12 protein-coding genes are annotated in these 17,733 nt (G+C 30.9%); 6 read left to right on the top strand and 6 right to left on the bottom strand.

What is annotated here, in order from left to right; translation table 11 throughout:
- Nucleotides 1–398: 398 nt before the first annotated feature.
- The 3 genes from GFV00_RS05990 to GFV00_RS05980 all read left to right on the top strand — a co-directional run bounded on the left by GFV00_RS05990 (nucleotide 399) and on the right by GFV00_RS05980 (nucleotide 3,252).
- A complete protein-coding gene (locus GFV00_RS05990; protein ID WP_160557647.1) occupies nucleotides 399–1,325 on the top strand; it encodes a mevalonate kinase in 927 nt (308 codons plus the stop codon).
- A 53-nt stretch (nucleotides 1,326–1,378) separates the two neighbouring features.
- Entirely contained in the window at nucleotides 1,379–2,275 is an 897-nt protein-coding gene (locus tag GFV00_RS05985; RefSeq protein ID WP_160557648.1) for a UbiA family prenyltransferase, read from the top strand.
- Between the two features lie 80 nt (nucleotides 2,276–2,355).
- A complete protein-coding gene (locus GFV00_RS05980) occupies nucleotides 2,356–3,252 on the top strand; it encodes a pseudouridine synthase (protein WP_160557649.1) in 897 nt (298 codons plus the stop codon).
- Nucleotides 3,253–3,273: 21 nt separating this feature from the next.
- Here the strand turns inward: GFV00_RS05980 and GFV00_RS05975 are convergent, their stop codons facing one another.
- Together GFV00_RS05975 and mltG are read right to left on the bottom strand one after the other, a co-directional pair.
- The gene (locus GFV00_RS05975; RefSeq protein ID WP_160557650.1) at nucleotides 3,274–4,272 is read right to left on the bottom strand and encodes an acyltransferase; all 999 of its coding nucleotides are present in this window, start codon (nucleotides 4,270–4,272) and stop codon (nucleotides 3,274–3,276) included.
- A gap of 10 nt (nucleotides 4,273–4,282) precedes the next feature.
- The gene (gene mltG / locus GFV00_RS05970) at nucleotides 4,283–5,305 is read right to left on the bottom strand and encodes an endolytic transglycosylase MltG (RefSeq protein WP_160557651.1); all 1,023 of its coding nucleotides are present in this window, start codon (nucleotides 5,303–5,305) and stop codon (nucleotides 4,283–4,285) included.
- 128 nt (nucleotides 5,306–5,433) lie between these two features.
- On the opposite strand from mltG, the gene GFV00_RS05965 reads away from it, so the two are divergent.
- Nucleotides 5,434–6,156, top strand: a complete 723-nt coding sequence (locus GFV00_RS05965; RefSeq protein WP_160557652.1) for a shikimate dehydrogenase — start codon at nucleotides 5,434–5,436, stop codon at nucleotides 6,154–6,156.
- 8 nt (nucleotides 6,157–6,164) lie between these two features.
- Here GFV00_RS05965 and GFV00_RS05960 read toward each other — a convergent pair whose 3' ends face one another.
- The 4 genes from GFV00_RS05960 to GFV00_RS05945 all read right to left on the bottom strand — a co-directional run bounded on the left by GFV00_RS05960 (nucleotide 6,165) and on the right by GFV00_RS05945 (nucleotide 11,845).
- Nucleotides 6,165–6,920: an SDR family NAD(P)-dependent oxidoreductase gene (locus tag GFV00_RS05960; RefSeq protein ID WP_160557653.1), complete on the bottom strand. Its 756-nt coding sequence runs from the start codon at nucleotides 6,918–6,920 to the stop codon at nucleotides 6,165–6,167.
- Nucleotides 6,921–7,009: 89 nt separating this feature from the next.
- The gene (locus GFV00_RS05955) at nucleotides 7,010–7,672 is read right to left on the bottom strand and encodes a hypothetical protein (protein ID WP_160557654.1); all 663 of its coding nucleotides are present in this window, start codon (nucleotides 7,670–7,672) and stop codon (nucleotides 7,010–7,012) included.
- Nucleotides 7,673–7,680: 8 nt separating this feature from the next.
- Nucleotides 7,681–9,009, bottom strand: a complete 1,329-nt coding sequence (locus GFV00_RS05950; protein WP_160557655.1) for a DUF5689 domain-containing protein — start codon at nucleotides 9,007–9,009, stop codon at nucleotides 7,681–7,683.
- A 40-nt stretch (nucleotides 9,010–9,049) separates the two neighbouring features.
- On the bottom strand, nucleotides 9,050–11,845 hold the full coding sequence (locus tag GFV00_RS05945) for a TonB-dependent receptor (protein ID WP_160557656.1): 2,796 nt from the start codon (nucleotides 11,843–11,845) through the stop codon (nucleotides 9,050–9,052).
- An 80-nt stretch (nucleotides 11,846–11,925) separates the two neighbouring features.
- On the opposite strand from GFV00_RS05945, the gene GFV00_RS05940 reads away from it, so the two are divergent.
- Nucleotides 11,926–13,116 carry an endonuclease gene (locus GFV00_RS05940; protein ID WP_160557657.1) on the top strand — a complete coding sequence of 397 codons (1,191 nt, stop codon included), beginning with the start codon at nucleotides 11,926–11,928 and terminating at the stop codon, nucleotides 13,114–13,116.
- A gap of 263 nt (nucleotides 13,117–13,379) precedes the next feature.
- Nucleotides 13,380–17,567: a type II CRISPR RNA-guided endonuclease Cas9 gene (cas9, locus tag GFV00_RS05935; protein ID WP_160557658.1), complete on the top strand. Its 4,188-nt coding sequence runs from the start codon at nucleotides 13,380–13,382 to the stop codon at nucleotides 17,565–17,567.
- Nucleotides 17,568–17,733 lie beyond the last annotated feature (166 nt).

Genomic DNA, 17,733 nt, shown 5'->3' with positions numbered 1-17,733 from the left:
TTTTAGAATATTCTTTATTTTATACTTATACCGTTATTTGTTGAATTTATTTTCCCCCATACATTACAGTTACTTAACTTCTTTATTTAAAAAACCATCTATAACAAGGTAACTCGCTAATTAGATGAATAATAGCAATTATATCTAAACCTAAAAAAATTACTGATACGTATGCAATATCCCAAAATTTGTATACAATTAAGTTAATCTGTTAATTACTGAAAAATTTATGTCAACTTTTTCATTATCAGAATGAATATTTTGTTTTTATATCCACTGGATTTAGATAATTTTTAAAATTAGAAACTTTCAAAGGTTTATAAAAATATTAGTTAAATTTTAATTACAAAATTAATATAATGTGTAAATTTGTAATGTTTTTTGAAGAATATTAAAATATGAAGCATCCTTTATTTTATGCAAAAATTTTACTCTTTGGAGAATATGGAATTATTGAAAATTCAAGAGGTTTAACTCTACCCTACAATGCCTATAAAGGAACTTTACAGTTTTCTTCAAAACTTAATGAAATTGAATCAAAATCAAATAAATCATTGCATAAATTTGCAAATTATTTGAAAACTTTATCATTACCTGAAAAATTTTCGATTAATATTTCTCAGCTTGAAAAAGATATTGAAAAAGGAATGTTCTTTGATTCTAATATTCCTCAAGGATATGGGGTTGGTAGCTCCGGTGCTCTGGTAGCTGCTATCTTTGATAAATATTCTGTAAATAAAATTTCATCTGATAAGATTCTAAAAACTGATTTAAAAGATTTAAAAAACGTTTTAGGACAAATGGAATCTTTTTTTCACGGAAAAAGTTCAGGTATTGACCCTCTTATCTGTTATATGAATATCCCGTTGTTAATTCAGCCTAATGCAGATGTTGACAAAATAGGATTAACAGAGAGCAAAGACGGAAAAGGAGCTGTTTTTTTAATTAATTCCGGTATGCCCGGTGAAACAGAACCTATGGTTCAAATTTTTTTTGAAAAACTTAAAAATGAAGGTTTTAGAAAAACATTAAAAGAAGAATTTATAAAATATAACAACAATTGTATAGATTCTTTTCTCAATAGGGATATGGGATCCTTTTTTCAAAACTTGAAACATCTTTCTCTGTGGGCCTTAGATCATTTTACCCCTATGATCCCTCGAAAATTTTTAAAAATTTGGAAAAAGGGTATAGATACTAATACTTATTATTTGAAACTTTGCGGATCCGGAGGTGGCGGATATATATTAGGCTTTACCCAGGATTATGTAGCTACTGAAAAAATGTTAAAAAATTACAAAAAAGAAGTCGTATACCGTTTTTAATTATAAACCCCTTAATTTTTTTTGTATTTTTACCTGATTAATATCCTTATTGGATGTACTCTTCAGGAAAAAAAATATTTTTAATTAATCTTTCTTTTTTGGTTAGGGTTAGAATTTTTAATGTAATTATGCTAATTCTAGCCATGTATATTTCTGCAATTTATTTATTTGGTGATGAAAAAAATATTGTTGAGAATTTAAAAAATATAAAGCTTCATGGTATTATCTTATCCTCGTCACTAAGTGCCATGGCTGGTTATATTATAAATTTTTTTTACGATCAGGAAAAAGATATGATATATAAACCGATAACTTCTATATTGCAACGATTTATCAGTAATGGAATAGCTTTACGATTTTACATTTTTTTCAATATCATATCTTTAACTATTGCCATAGTGTTATCTTATCGTATTTTTATTTTTTTTCTAATTTATCAATTTATCATTTGGTTTTACAGCCATAAACTCAGTCGAATAGTTTTTATCAATAATTTGACTAATTCTGCTATCATGCTTTTTCCTTTTTTAGCACTGTTTTTATTTTATGAAAATTTTTCTTCTTACATTTTATATCTTTCTGGATTTTTATTCTTAATCATCTTCATCAAAGATATTTGTAAAGATCTTCTCTCCTATAAATATGATCATCTTTTTAATTACCATACTTTGCCTAATACTTTGGGAATTATACCTACCAAAATTATATTAAACATATTATTTTGTTTATTATTATGTATTTCCTTTCAATTAAGCTGTGAACCTCATCTCTATGAAATAAGACTTTATTATTTACTAACCATACTATTATGCGTTTGTTCGATTGTGGTTATCTGGTTAAGTAAACCTCAATATATTCAGATATTAATATTTATGATCAAATTTTGGATTTTTTTAGGCACTATTTCTCTAGTATTTATTGATGGGAATCCCTTAACTTTGCACTTTTAAAGAAGTTTGTTTAAAAACAGCTTTCTACCCATTTATATTCACATATATCATTAAGGTATATTAACATAGATTTGTAACAGATGAAAAATAATAAATCATACGACAGAAGAGGCTCTGGAAGAAATGAAAAGTCTCATAAAAAAGAATATTTCAAAGCCAATGATAAAAAGGAAAATAAACCCGGTAAAAAAAATAAATTCGAGGATAAAAAACAATTTGCAACAACTACTCCATTTAGAAAAAGATTACCTAAAACTCCTAAAGAAAATGACGGAACAAGACTCAATAAATATATAGCAAATTCAGGCGTTTGCAGCAGAAGAGAAGCGGATATATTTATTCAAAATGGAGTTGTTGAAGTTAACGGAAAAATTATTACAGAATTTGGGTATAAAGTACAACCGGGCGATGAAGTATTTTTTGACGGGAGATATATTCGTCCTGAAAAAAATGTATACGTACTTTTGAATAAACCCAAAGGTTATATTTCAACTACTAAGGATGAAAAGGCCAGAAAGACCGTATTGGATTTAGTCGCCAATGCTTCTCCTTATCGTTTATATCCTGTTGGACGATTGGATAGGCAAACCACCGGTGTACTTCTTTTAACTAATGATGGAGATCTTACTAAAAAATTAACCCATCCTTCCCATGAAGTTAAAAAGATTTATCATGTCACACTAAATAAAAAAGTATCGGTTGAAGATTTTGGCAAATTGCTGGAAGGTTTACGATTTGAAGAGGGAATAGCTAAGGTTGACAAGATATCCTATATTGAAGGAGCTCCAAAAAACGAAGTAGGAGTTGAAATCCATATCGGGTGGAACCGTATAATTCGAAGAATGTTTGAAAGGTTAGGCTATGAGGTAGAAAAGCTCGATCGGGTAATGTTTGCCGGATTAACAAAAAAAGCATTAAAACGAGGTTACTGGAGAATTCTCACAGACCTCGAAGTTAATACTTTAAAAATGCTTTAAATATTTGTTATTATAACTTTCCTATTGGAAAGTTTTTTTTTTCTTTATAGTTATCTTATTTACAATATTGTCAATTAATTTTTGCCATACATACGCTAAAATAAATGTTAAAATGAATGCACATATATTTTCAATATTGGAAGGCAAAAACAGATGAAATAAATAGAGGATTTTCTCATGAAATATAAATAAGGTAAGGCTATGTATTCCTAAAAATGTAAGAATCGGAAATTTATACGACTTAAATAAAGAAAATAAATAACATAAGAACATACACAATGGCAAGGTAATAAGAATGAAAGGGGCTACATAAATTCCATACTCTTCAAAATAGGGAGTATAATAATAAAAATAATAAAGAAGACTTACTCCTACTATTAGACTTAATGCAAACAAAACTATTGTAAATTTATTAAATTCATATTCCTTATTTCTAATTAAGAAATCGGCTAGCCAAAAACCTATAACGTAATGAGGTATTCTAAATGTTAAATTATAAAGATATTCGTACGTATTATAGGTTGAATAGCTAAAAATATAAGCTGCTGCTATGGCACATAGTGTAGTTGCAGTCTTATTTATTTTAAAAAACTTGTAATATAAAGGTGTTACAAGGTATAAAAACAAAAGTGCAGGAATATACCAATCATATATTTTTCCTAAACCCACATTTCTCCAATAGCCTAAAGTAGTTAAATTATAAAATAATGAATCTGTATTCCAAATCCCTAATTTTATCGCTATGATAGTAACTATTAAAACAACTGGATAATAATAAGGTAATATACGTAATGCTCTTTTTTTATAAAAATGTCTAATTGAATCATCATTATGTATAGAAAAATAGACACCAAAACCGGATACTAATATAAAAATATCCACCCCACCATAGCCTATCCGTTTAAAGAATTCTAAAAATTTTGATGTACCTACATACACGTGAGAATGGTAAAACATAACCCATAAAATGGCAAAACCCATCAATAAGGTTCTGTATTTACTAAGTAAATTTAATTTCATAATATTTATTTTAGTTTATTTTGAGCGAATTTAACCAATCAATGTAGTCTCTGGCATTTTTCATATGCTCTGCCGGATTGGAGGTGAAGGCATGTCTGCCGGTATTTCTTATGGCACACATATACAAATAATCAGTTTTAGCCGGATTTAATACGGCATCAACTACGAAATCATTAGGAATACAAATAGGTAGAGGAGGTAAACCTTTATACTTATAGGTATTGTACGGAGAATCAATAGATACATTTTTTACTCTCTTAACTTGAACCTTAAAGCCATATACTTTTCTTTCAGCATACTGAACGGTAGGATCCGATTGTAATTTCATATCATTTTTTAGACGATTAAGATATAAGCTGGCGATGATAGGCAGTTCGTCTTTTTTTACATATTCCCTTTGAACTATGGAAGCTAAGGTATAAACCTCTAGAACAGACAACCCTAATTTATCGGCTTCTGCTTTTCTTTTTTCATTCCAAAAACGGTTATGAATAGTTTCAAATCTTGAAAATAATTTTTCAGGCGAAGTATTCCAGTCCATATAATAGGTTTCAGGAGTGAAATATATTTTCAGTTCTTCCACATCATTATATCCTTTTAACGATGCTTGTTTTTTAAAATAATTTATAAAATGTAAAGAATCATCTTCTAAATTCTTGCCTAAATCGGAAGCTAATTCATAAATGTCATCATATGATTTAATTCTTAAATGAACTTCATCTTGCTTGCCTAATAGTAATCGCCTGATTAAATCTTTATTATTTTCGCCTACATTTAATTTATACCTTCCTGCTTTTATTTTATCCGGATATTTTTCAGCATAAGCTACTTTGTCAAAAGATTCGATGTCTTTAAGATATGGAGCAAGCATTTTTTTTACCTGATGGTAACTAGCTCGAGTTGGAATATATATAAGCTTTTCCTGAATAACATTAGAGCTGTAATATTTTTTGTAATAAGGAACGCCTACTATAATTAATCCCAACGAAAATAATAAAAACAAAATTATTATAACAATAATTATTTTTTTCATATTCGATTACTTGGTTCGACAAACATCCAATTAGGATTAAACGCTACAAAAATACATATCTTTATTTAATTTGTATAATATAAACTTGGGTTTTTATATATTTGTTAGTAACTTCAAGTTGATTAAATATGATTTTAGGTTTATTAGGGAAAAATATTTCTTATTCTTTTTCCAAAAATTATTTCACGGAAAAATTTAAATTACTGGGATTAAAAGATTTTTCTTATAAAATATTTGATATTCCTTCCAAAAATGATATTTCAAAACTCTTTAACACGCCAGATTTAATCGGTTTTAATGTTACCATTCCTTATAAAAAAGATATACTAGATTTTCTAGATGAATTAAGTCCTGAGGCTGAAAAAATTGGAGCTGTTAATACGGTTAAAATTAAAGGTAAAAAAAGAATAGGTTATAATACCGATGCTATTGGTTTTAAAAACTCATTAGTTCCTTTATTAAAACCCCATCATCAATCGGCTTTAATTCTCGGTAACGGTGGAGCTTCCCAAGCGGTTACTTATATTTTACACCATCTTTCCATACCTTATACAATCATATCCCGAAACGGAATAAATACCTATAGCTCATTAACCCAAGAAATAATTTCATCTCACAATTTAATTATAAATACAACACCGGTAGGAACTTATCCTAATATAGATGATTGTCCCCCCATACCCGCTCATTTTTTTACCCCTCAACATTTAATTTATGATTTGATATACAATCCGCAAGAAACTAAATTGTTACAACTGGGAAAAAAAGCAGGTTCACAAACTAAAAATGGATTGGAAATGCTCCATTTACAAGCTGATCATGCCTGGAATATTTGGTATGAAAATAAGTAACAAAAAAATTATTTTCTGTCAAATAACGTTCCTGAAGCTTGAGCTTTCGGAAATATGGTCATGTCCGCAATTTGTACATGGTCGGGTCTTGAAACGGCATAATAGATAGCATCCGCTATATCTTCTGCAACTAAAGGCTCAAAACCCTGATAAACAGAGTCTGCTCTTTTTTGGTCTCCTTTAAATCGAACTAAGGAAAATTCTGTTTCAACAGCACCCGGAGCAATATTGGTAACCTTTATCCCTTGAGTTAACAAATCCATTCTCATTCCTTTACTGATTGCTTCCACGGCATGTTTGGTAGCACAATATACCGTTCCTTTTGGATAAGTTTCCTTTCCTGCAATAGAACTTATGTTTATTATATGCCCTCCTTTATTGGCAACTAAAATAGGCACAACGGCTTTAGATACATACAGAAGTCCTTTAACATTCGAATCGATCATCGAATCAAAATCATCAATTGAAGAATCCAAAAATGTGTCTAATCCATGGGCATTTCCTGCACAATTTACTAATATATTTATATCTTTCTTGTTTTGATCCGACAAACTTTCTATTGCAGAAAATACCGCTTCTCTATTTCCAACATCAAATGAAAGAGTGGTTATTTTCACTTTATCTTCCAATTCTTTTTTTATATCTTCCAATCTACTTTTTCTTCTTCCACAGAGTATAAGGTTGATTCCTTTTTCAGCGAAAATTTTCGCCGTAGCTTGGCCTATACCTGAAGTAGCCCCGGTAATTAAAGCTGTTTTTTGCATATACTATTTTTAAAGAATTAACTTACTAAATATACAAAATTATTCCAATTAAAATAGCTTATAAAAAACAGTTTGTTTATTATTTACCTTTATTCAAAATTCGGAAAATTCTCAACCAATTCAATATCATCAACTCTAAAACCTCTATCATTACTTGACGCTTCACTAATCAATTCTAAGGTTGAAATTTCTTTTAAAATTTCATCCGGAATTCTGATCATTATGCCTTTGTATTTGTTTCTATTGTTGAATGCATTGAGTTCAATATCGGGTAATGTCAGCTCTTTCTCATTAAATCTAATTCTTAGCTTGTTTGTATTAGAAATTTCATCTGAATTATAAATATTTGCATTGAAATTATATCTCAAGGCTATATTTTTTCGGTTTCCTAATGAGATATTACTTATGATTAAAGATGATTCTTTGTTTGCCGGAAACCATATAAAAAATTCTTTCTTGGCAATTTCACTGGATCCGTTTAATTTTCTAATATCAGCCAACCTAAATGGATCCGAATAAACTGCTCCTTCAGCCTCTCCATCAAAATTAGTAACCGCAGATACTTTAGGCCATGGACTTGAAATAATTATTCCTCCCTTGACTTTAGTTACCTTATTAAAAGTTTCTTTAAAAAATCCGCTTGGAGGAATCGGTGGCGTTGAGTAGTCATCATTATCAACACAGGAGATAAGAAACCCCTTAACCACTAATCCAATTATTATAAGTGAATATGTGTATTTTAATTTCATCATTTCAATAATTAATCTTCCAAATGTATTGTATCAATCCTAATTCCTTTTTTATTTTTACTTGCTGATCCAAAAAATTCAATTTTTTGAGTACCATCCGGAATAGGAATTCGCACAGTATAAAATGTATTTTTATTGTTGCTTATATCTAAAGTAATATGGGGCAGCTCCACTTCAACATCATTACATTTCACTATTAAATCATCCACAAAGCCAATATCCAATGAATTAAAAATGCCTACATTGAGTTTAAACGATAAAACCATTTGTTTATGACCGGATGTATTGATATGGTCTATAATTAATGAAGCATTAGTATTTGCCGGAAACCATACCAAAGGGGAAGGAAATGAAGTTCCTGAAGTTCTAATATCTGCTTTTCCATAAGGATCACTATAGGCGACCGATTGAGAATTATCAAAACCGTTTGCATTATTTATTTTAGGTCTTACGGATACATTTGAAACCTTATTAAAAGTTTCAATAAAAAAAGGTTGAGTAAGTGGAAAATCTTTGACATCTTCTATAGTTCTCAGGTTCAACCTATAGGTTTTATACTTTCCATCATATCGGGTCATAATTCCTCTCAATTTACCCTCTCCATAGGGAATTTTATATCCCGCAAAAGAAGCATAATTACTTATAGGTACAGCAAAATAATTGAGATTTATAGTATTTACCTGATTGTCTGTGCTAGAATTGTTTCTAACAAATGTTTTTCCCGGTTCATTAAATTCTACTCCACTAATTTCAACCAAAGTACACAAATATTTTTCATTATTATTGACCTCTCTTGCAGTTAACAATTTACCGGCTGAATTTCTTTTAATAACCAATTCTTCTTCATTTTTTTGATCTTTACCCAAGATAATATTCGATTTCATAACTGAAGGAGTTATTTGATCGACGATATATTTTTCCGGCTGAGTGGGAAGCATACCAATCTGAACCATACCGTTTTGCTTTCCATAATAGAGATCATCTAATTTAATATATAGTTTAGATCCAAGCGGATAATAAGTATATAAGCTGGATTTATTAATGCTGAGTACAATCCCTTGAGTTCCATCTTCAGTAACTAAAAATAAATTTTTATAAAAATTTCCGGCATGATCTGTTGAAATAACATAGCCCTCTAAAATTTCGCCATTTGTAAAAGCTTTTGCCTCTATACCATTTTTTCCGGTAAAAACAGGAGCTGTTTTTAAAAGATCAGAAATGTATACAGTCGCTTGCATTAGCCGACCTTGATTTACTGAGGGATTTTTATAATCATCATCATGTACACAGGCCAATAGAAACCAAGATATAAATATAAATAGTACACTATTTTTAATCATTTTTTCAATTTTAAAATTTATCGTTTATTTCAGCATTAATTTAAAATCTAAAAGAAACGTTTATGAAATACGATCTGCCTCTATCGTAAAAAAGCTTATTACCAAAAAGCGGATAGGCCAACGATTTATCTTTTTCCAATTGTTCATAATTGGAATATCTTCCTTGCTCAAATGATCCGGTAACATAACCTCTTTCATTTAAAATATTATTTATCGAAGCACTTAAACTCAAGGAATACTTACCCATTTTAAGAGATTTACCCAAAGAAGCATTTAACATAAAAACATCTTGAAATTGCTTCTGTTTTATAATTGATTTAACATTTTCTTGAGTAGCTCCCTCATATGGAAAAGCATCATCTTTCATAACAAAGTTTTTGGTTCTTGATAGAGAAGATATATTCGAATAATTATCTTGTAAAAAATTACCACTAACTCCTACCCACCAATAGTTAGGCGAATCATATTTAATTCCAACAACATATGCTTTTTGTGGTGTTCCGGTAATCTTATAATTTTTAATGAAAGAAGACCCGTAATCATGTACACCCGGTGAATTATCACTAAGTATGTACAAATTAGGATTATTTTTATACGTATATTGTCCCATAGATGCTATACCGGAGAGGGTTAAAGATGGTGTTAATTTCCATTCCAACCCTATTTCGGACCCTAAATATTCTTTTTCAACACCTGCTAAAACTTCTGAAACAAACGCGTCTTCACTTTCATCTAAACTAACTCCTTTAGCATAATAACGAGTTATTTCTACCGCATCTTTTATCTTTGTATAGTATCCGGTAATCCTGGCTTTCACAGAAGGAGACCTTAAAATATATGTTAAATCATTAGTATTTATTCTTTGATTGGATATATGAGGTGTTATGTCATTATTTAATCGGGAATTCACAAAAATTTCATTTAAAGTTGGTGAAGACTCAAAATAGGCGGAGTTTAGTATAATGAAATTTCTTCCATTAATCTTATAAGTTATTCCTGTTCTAAGACCCAATTCCGTAAAATTGGCTTTATTAGATTTTCCGTACGAATTATTCGGATATAATCCGTGTTTAAATTTTCCGTCTCTATAGGCTTCACTCCAACCGAATACTAATGATACTGCCATCTCCCAATGGTTAAACGTTACTCTTGAGGTAGCATTTCCCGTTATTTCCTGCCTGAACATTCGGTAATCATATTCTGTTTTCTCGCCTTTTCTTGCTACACTACCGGGTTTTAAGCTGTTATAATCATCGGTAGATGAACCGGAACCATCACCCTTTATAAATGAACTTTTATTTACGACAAAATCTGCTCCCAATAAATCATTTACCTCTCTATAATTATCTGAAACTAAATTTTGATAATTTAAATTGAGAAAAAATTTCCAATTATCGCTCAAAAAAGTCTGCAAATGAATGGCAGCATTAAAGGTTTTATCTTTATAAACATCATCCACCAGGAAATAGGAAGCTCTTCTGCCTATTTGCCCGCTGTAGGGATCTTGATATGTTGGAGCATGATAATTTGTATTATATAAATATCCCCAATCGAGTTGAGTCACGTTGAGATCATTAGTCTTCCAAGCATGAAGAAAATTTTCATATTCCGTCATATTTTCCTGACTAAGCCAGTAACTAGGTAAATTTTTATAATAAGTTGGAGTTGGGTTATCGGCTTCATACCTATTTAGACGGGAACTTTTATTATATCCAAATTGATATGAGGCTGTAGTTGTTATCTTTGATTTATCGCTTAAATTCCAGTAATGAGTTAACATAAATATCGGCTCAAAAATTCTTTTAACCCTTTCATTTCTTTTATCTCCATCTTGCCAGCCCCAATATGAATTATAATTCTTACCTCTTAGGTCATATACTTCTTGTGTATTAGGACTCATTCCTGTTTTTCTTGTTGGAGTACCGAATGCAGTAAGATTTAGTCTGTGGTTATCATTAATTTTTTTCTCAAGAGATGCGAAGTACGCATAGGAATTATTATAGGTCCCATCAATTACTCCTTCTTCCATCCATCTTCTGGAACCTGAAAAAGTGAAAGCCCATCCCGACGGAAGCATTCCCGAGGAATACGTTGTCATGATTCTATGTTGATACGTACGATTTGAAAAAGAATAGGTTAGCTGAAATCCTTTCCTGTAAGAAGAAGAACGTGTATCGTAATAAGTTGTTCCTCCCAAATTGCTGAAAGAATAATCAGAGATGGTATTATTTTCCGCTAATTCGTAAGGATATTTAACAACATTATTTAAACCACCCCAATTACCAAAATCAGGTTTTCCTGTATGATTTTTAGACATTGGAATACCATTAAACATAATATTTGCATAACTGTTATCAATTCCCCTTACTTTGAACCAGTAAGATCCTAATTCAAAAGAGGCGGTTTTAGAAAATACATCTTTAGAAGATTGTAATAACCCAATTCCTGTCATTGATTGAGAACTCTCTTCATCCGACGAAAAATCATCTTCCATCAAAGTCAATAAACCTTCATCCTCTTGAGAAGGATTATATTCTAATTTTATTACTCCTAAATCTTTCCTTGTTTCTTTAGGAAAAACTTTTACCGTTAGAGTTAAGGGCACATAGCCTACTTTATTAATGATGATTAGATAAGTTCCTACAGCTACATCTTTAAATTGAAAATATCCTACCCTATCGGATTTGGATTGTATCAAACGATCTTCACCTAAGCTAACGACAGCCTGATCTAAAGGTTTATCTTGATCTCCTTTGAGATAACCATAGATCATAGTTTGCGCAAATATTACCTGATTTACAAAAAGTATCCAATACAATAACTTAAATTTCATCATCTTTCAGTAATTTCAAGAAGCCTATTGAAGCAAATATAATTATTTATTTTTAGTTTTGTTAATATAAAAAAAACGGATCTATGCGTATATTATTAAAAAATATATTTGTTTTTATTTTTTTATTACTTGATAATACCCCCATTGAAGCACAAATACGATATAAATCAGCAACCGTCATGTTTTATAACGTAGAAAATCTCTATGACACCATTCCATCTGCTGATCTTATTAACGGCACTCTGGATCCTAACGATCCAAAGTATCAAATAAGCGTATCCGAAGATGAAGCTTTACAATCCGGATATGAGGTGTACCGAGATGAACTATCCTTCAATAAACTAAAAGGAAAAAAAGTAGTCAGAAAGCATATTTTAACCGATGAATTCCATTATAAAGGACCAAAACGCTGGAATACAAAAAAATATAAAGAAAAAATCAATAACATCAGCCGAGTTATATCCGAAACCGGAAAGGCCGAAACTCAATCTATGCCGGTAATCATTGGTTTATGTGAAATTGAAAATGAGCATGTATTGAAGGATCTATGCGAAGCCATCAATAAAAGAGGAGGAAATTATGAATTTATTCATCTCAATTCTTTCGATGAAAGAGGCATAGACGTTGGCTTATTATATAACAAAACAAGGTTTATCCCCCTAAATAAACAAAAGCTTTTCATAAATTTACCCAGACAAGAAGGTTATAAAAATTACACACGCGATATACTACTGGTAGAAGGTCTGTTAGAGGGTGAAAAAATGTATTTCTTGGTCAACCATTGGCCTTCCCGACGAGGAGGTGAACAAAGAAGCCTACCCAAAAGGATGGCAGCTGCAAAAGTCTTAAAACAAGCAATGGACAGCCTTATAAGCATCAACCCAAAGGCAAAAATAATAGCTATGGGTGATTTTAATGATGATTGTACCAGCCCCAGTATTAAAAAAGGGTTAAATACGGTATCTAAAAAAGAAAACGTAACAACCGGTTCTTATTATAATCCCGCAGAGAACTTATTCAAAAAAGGATTGGGGACTATTGCTTATCAAGATTCATTTAATTTTTTCGATCAACAAATTATGTCTCCTACCCTTGTTACAGATAAAGAAGGTTATCACTTTTATAGAATGAACGTGTTTGCGCCTTTTTATTTAGTTACTCAAGAAGGTCCTGATAAAGGTTACCCTTACCGTACTTTTTCTAATAATAATTACACGGGAGGATATAGTGACCATTTTCCGGTTTATACTATTCTTATTAAAGAAATTAAATGAGTGTAATTTAATATAAATTATCCATATAAAATACCATCCTACTATAACAGCTTAAACTTACCAACATACCAATAAAAAAAGCGAGATAATTCCCGCCTTTAATGTTTTCACAACGGAATAATCCTTATTGTGAATTGCTTTCAAATTTTATTTGCTTCAAAGATAATCAATAAATCAAACTAATTCATCATAAATATACATTTTTTTTATTTCTAATTAGTTTATACTTTTATTGAATAATTACTAAAACCAAATAGATCATTATGTCTTTTAAGAAAATTCTTGGCCTGAACGTAGGAGTATCTTCAATTGGCTGGGCTGTTGTCCATGAAAATGAAGAAAATCCAAATTTAAATTCTATTACTAAATTAGGGGTGCGGGTAATTCCTATAACCAAAGATGAAAAGAATAATTTTGAGAAAGGATTGTCTGTTACACCCAATGCAGAAAGATCTTCAGTAAGAAGCGCTAGAAGAAACCTTCAACGTTTTAAGCTGAGAAGAAATAACTTAATCGCATTACTACTTCAAAACCAAATTATTTCATCCAACTCTTCCTTGACAGAAAAAGGTAAATTTACCTCTTTCGAAACCTTAAAAAATCGAGCAAAAGCAACAAAAGAAAGAATAGAACTGGAAGAATTAGCCAGGGTTTTACTGCATATAAACAAAAAGAGAGGATATAAAAGCAGTCGAAAAGCAAAAAACAATGAGGATGGGAAAGCAATAGACGGAATGGATATTGCTAAGCTTTTATATGAAAGAAAGTTAACTCCCGGGCAATATATTTACCAACTTATAAAAAAAGGGAAAAAGCAAATTCCAGACTTTTACCGTTCCGATTTAGAAAAGGAATGGTCTACATTATGGGATTTTCAAAAAAAATATTATCCCGATATTTTGACCGAAGATTTTAAAAAAGAACTGGAAGGAAAAGGACAAAGAGCAACTGCCGCTTTATTTCTAAAAAAATATGGAATCAGAATCGCCATAAATAAAGGGAAAAGAGATGAAAAAAAGTTACAAGCCTTTAAATGGAGAGACCAAGCAGTCTCGGAAAAAATAACTCTTGAAGAAATAGCCTATGTTTTGGCTGAAATAAATAACCATATTGCTAATTCCAGCGGATATTTAGGCGCAATTAGTGATCGCAGTAAAGAGCTATATTTTAATCAACAGACAATAGGCGAAAATCTTTTTTCCCAAGTAGCAAAAAATATTCACACTAAATTAAAAAATCAAGTATTTTTAAGACAAGACTATCTTGATGAGTTTGAGCAAATATGGGAAACTCAAGCGCAATTCCACCCTCAACTTACTCCTGAGCTAAAAAAAAAGATTCGAGATTCCGTTATCTTTTACCAACGTAAACTTCGTTCCCAAAAAAGATTAATTAATCTTTGTGAATTTGAAAACAAAGAAATTGAAATAAAGAAAAACGGAAAAAAGAAAAAGAAAAAAATCGGTTTAAAGGTTGCCCCTAAGTCCTCCCCTCTTTTCCAACAGTTCAAAATATGGCAAAGCCTTAATAATGTTCTCATCAAAAGGGATGGAAACGATCGTCCGTTGACGTTAAAAGAAAAAGAATTACTATTTACAGAACTGAATATTAAAGGAAACCTATCCGGACCAAAGGCTTTATCCCTATTAAAATTGCCCTCTAAAGAAACTAAAATCAATTTTACAATCCTGGAAGGAAATCGAACTCAAGAACAGCTTTACCGAATTTATCTTAAAATTTTAGATATGGAAGGATATAATGTTTTTGAACTTTTGGACATACCGGAAGACCAAGAAGAATTAAAACCGGGAGACAGTAAAATCCCTGCCGCAGAAATCAAAGAAATAGTAAAATCTGTTTTTGAAACATGTTCTATTTCTACTTCTATATTAGATTTTGACCCGTTGCTTCCGAATCCTGAATTTGAAAATCAAAGCGCATATCAGCTTTGGCATTTAGTATATTCTTATGAAGGAGACAATTCTACCTCGGGAAATGATAAATTGTTGGAACTGTTAACTACTAAATTCGGATTTAAAAAGGAATATGCACAACTCTTTGCTTCTATCTCATATGATTCAGAATATGGTAATTTAAGTAGTAAGGCAATGCGAAAAATTTTCCCCTATTGTAAAGAAAATACTTTTAGTGAGGCATGCCTATTGGCGGGATATAAACATTCTAAACATTCCCTGCCCCGTGAGGACAGTAATAATCGCAAATTAAGAGATCGACTCGAAATTTTACCTAAAAATTCTTTGAGAAGCCCTGTAGTGGAAAAAGTCATAAACCAATTAATTAACCTGGTAAATTCATTAATGGATGAGTATGGTGCATTTGATGAAATACGCCTTGAATTAGCAAAAGAGCTCAAAAAAAATGCTAAAGAGCGAGAAAAAATTTCAAAAAATAGGGATGCTGCTAAAATTCGATATCAAAAATATTCAGAAATACTAAAAAAAGAATTTAATATTTCGAACCCCTCAAAGAACGATATGATTCGCTATCGATTATATTTAGAATTGGAAGCGAACGGTTTTAACGATTTATATACTGATACTCCTATAAATAAAGATTATCTTTTTACAAACAACTATGACGTTGACCATATCATCCCGCAATCCAAAGTATTTGATGACAGCTTTTCCAATAAAGTACTGGTTCCCAGGCAAGCAAACCTTGAAAAAAGTAATTTAACTGCTTTCGATTACCTATCTAATCAAGGAAAAGAGAAAGAAGAACGCTTTCAATATGTTATTTCAGAATTATATAAGAAAGGAGCTATTTCCGAAACCAAATATAAAAACTTACGTAAAAAAGGATCCGAAATAGGTGAAAGTTTTATCAACAGAGAGTTGCAAGATACACCATATATTGCCGGAAAAATTAAGGAACTCCTTTTTGAAATTGCTCCCGATGTGGTTACTACTTGCAGTGATATTACTTCTAAATTACGTAAAGATTGGAACTTATCTGATCTTATGAAAGAATTGAATGTTGAAAAATTCCGTAACGCCGGACTTACAAAGTTGGTTGAAAATTCAAGAGGTGAAAAAAAAGAAATGATCATCGATTGGGACAAAGGAAATGACCATCGTCATCAAGCTCTCGATGCTTTACTTGTTGCTTTTACATCCCGAAATCATATTCAATATTTAAATCATATGAATGCTCGGGACGATGAAAAACATAAACGGCATGCAGTTATTCTTGCTATTGAAAAGAAGATCAAATATGATAAAATCAATGAAAATGGAAGCAGCTCCTCTCGATTTACTTTTCCAACTCAAAATTTTCGACAAGAAGTCGAAAAGCAATTAAAAGAAATATTGGTTTCATACAAAACTAAAAATACGGTAACCACTGTAAACTTAAATAAACCTAAGAAAAAAGGGGGATATTCGCCCAAGCTTGAACTTACGCCAAGAGGCCCTTTACATAAAGAAACCATTTATGGGATGTCAAAAATTTCGCGGACTAAAGAAATAATGATTTCTTCAAAATGTAACTATGAGACGGTATCAATGGTTCAAAATCCTATATACAAAAATGCTTTATTAAAACGATTGAATGATCATTTCAATGATCCTAAAAAAGCTTTTTCCGGTAAAAATTCAGTAACTAAAAAAACAATTTTTTTGAATGCTTATTCAACCGATACCATTCCTGAAAAAGTTACCATCCAATGGTTTGAAAAAGTTTATACTATAAGAAAAGCTATTACCCCCGAAAATTTTAAAAATGAAAAAACTATTGAAAAAGTATTGGATCCCACTACCCAAAACATACTAAGAAATCGATTAAAAGAAGCCCATGGAAATGCTAAAGAAGCCTTTTCAGATTTGGAAAAAAAACCCATCTGGCTAAATCAAGAAAAAGGAATCTGCATTAAAACAGCAACTATAATCGGAGTTAGTAATGTGGAATCGCTACATACTAAAAAAGACCATTTCGGAAATGAACTTTTAGATTTAAACGGCAAACCTATTCCGGTGGACTTTGTGAGTACGGGAAATAATCATCATGTAGCTATTTATGAAGATGCAGAAGGAAACCTACAGGAAAAAATAGTCAGTTTTTTTGAAGCGGTCGAAAAAGTAAATCAAGGACTTCCCGTAATTGATAAGTTCTATAATGAAAACCTGGGTTGGAAATTTCTTTTTACCATGAAACAAAATGAGATGTTTTTATTTCCTTCAGAAGATTTCAATCCGAATGATATAGATATCAACGATGAAAAAAACTTAAATCTAATTTCCCAACATCTATTCAGAGTCCAAAAATTAGCTTCTAAAGACTATTATTTTAGACATCATTTGGAAACCGGCATTGAATTTAATGATGCAAATTTAAAAAGAATAATCTGGAGGAGGGAAAGACCTAGTGGGGTTAGAAATATCGTTAAAGTTCGTTTGAATCATATGGGGAAAATTGTTCATATTGGTGAATAAAAACAACACTCCAATCCCCGTAATTGCATAAACTACAACAAGATAGCCCATACTTAATTTTAAAGTAACCCTGAAACCAACCCATAACTTTGTTCAGACAACCCAACAGCATCTTTGTGATGATCAATAAGTTAAAGTAAAAATAACCGTAAAAGTTACAAATTCT

The organism is Apibacter sp. B3935 (genome assembly GCF_009827705.1).
In the GTDB taxonomy this organism is placed as follows: Bacteria; Bacteroidota; Bacteroidia; order Flavobacteriales; family Weeksellaceae; genus Apibacter.
Note: the sequence above shows the minus strand (reverse complement) of the source record. Positions and strands in the feature narration are given on the sequence as shown.

What these genes read in the sequence shown, in the direction of transcription:
- GFV00_RS05990 (WP_160557647.1), top strand. Translation starts at nt 399, where the DNA reads ATGAAGCATCCTTTATTTTATGCAAAAATTTTACTCTTTGGAGAATAT.
- GFV00_RS05985 (WP_160557648.1), top strand. Translation starts at nt 1,379, where the DNA reads ATGTACTCTTCAGGAAAAAAAATATTTTTAATTAATCTTTCTTTTTTG.
- GFV00_RS05980 (WP_160557649.1), top strand. Translation starts at nt 2,356, where the DNA reads ATGAAAAATAATAAATCATACGACAGAAGAGGCTCTGGAAGAAATGAA.
- GFV00_RS05975 (WP_160557650.1), bottom strand. Translation starts at nt 4,272, where the DNA reads ATGAAATTAAATTTACTTAGTAAATACAGAACCTTATTGATGGGTTTT.
- mltG (WP_160557651.1), bottom strand. Translation starts at nt 5,305, where the DNA reads ATGAAAAAAATAATTATTGTTATAATAATTTTGTTTTTATTATTTTCG.
- GFV00_RS05965 (WP_160557652.1), top strand. Translation starts at nt 5,434, where the DNA reads ATGATTTTAGGTTTATTAGGGAAAAATATTTCTTATTCTTTTTCCAAA.
- GFV00_RS05960 (WP_160557653.1), bottom strand. Translation starts at nt 6,920, where the DNA reads ATGCAAAAAACAGCTTTAATTACCGGGGCTACTTCAGGTATAGGCCAA.
- GFV00_RS05955 (WP_160557654.1), bottom strand. Translation starts at nt 7,672, where the DNA reads ATGATGAAATTAAAATACACATATTCACTTATAATAATTGGATTAGTG.
- GFV00_RS05950 (WP_160557655.1), bottom strand. Translation starts at nt 9,009, where the DNA reads ATGATTAAAAATAGTGTACTATTTATATTTATATCTTGGTTTCTATTG.
- GFV00_RS05945 (WP_160557656.1), bottom strand. Translation starts at nt 11,845, where the DNA reads ATGATGAAATTTAAGTTATTGTATTGGATACTTTTTGTAAATCAGGTA.
- GFV00_RS05940 (WP_160557657.1), top strand. Translation starts at nt 11,926, where the DNA reads ATGCGTATATTATTAAAAAATATATTTGTTTTTATTTTTTTATTACTT.
- cas9 (WP_160557658.1), top strand. Translation starts at nt 13,380, where the DNA reads ATGTCTTTTAAGAAAATTCTTGGCCTGAACGTAGGAGTATCTTCAATT.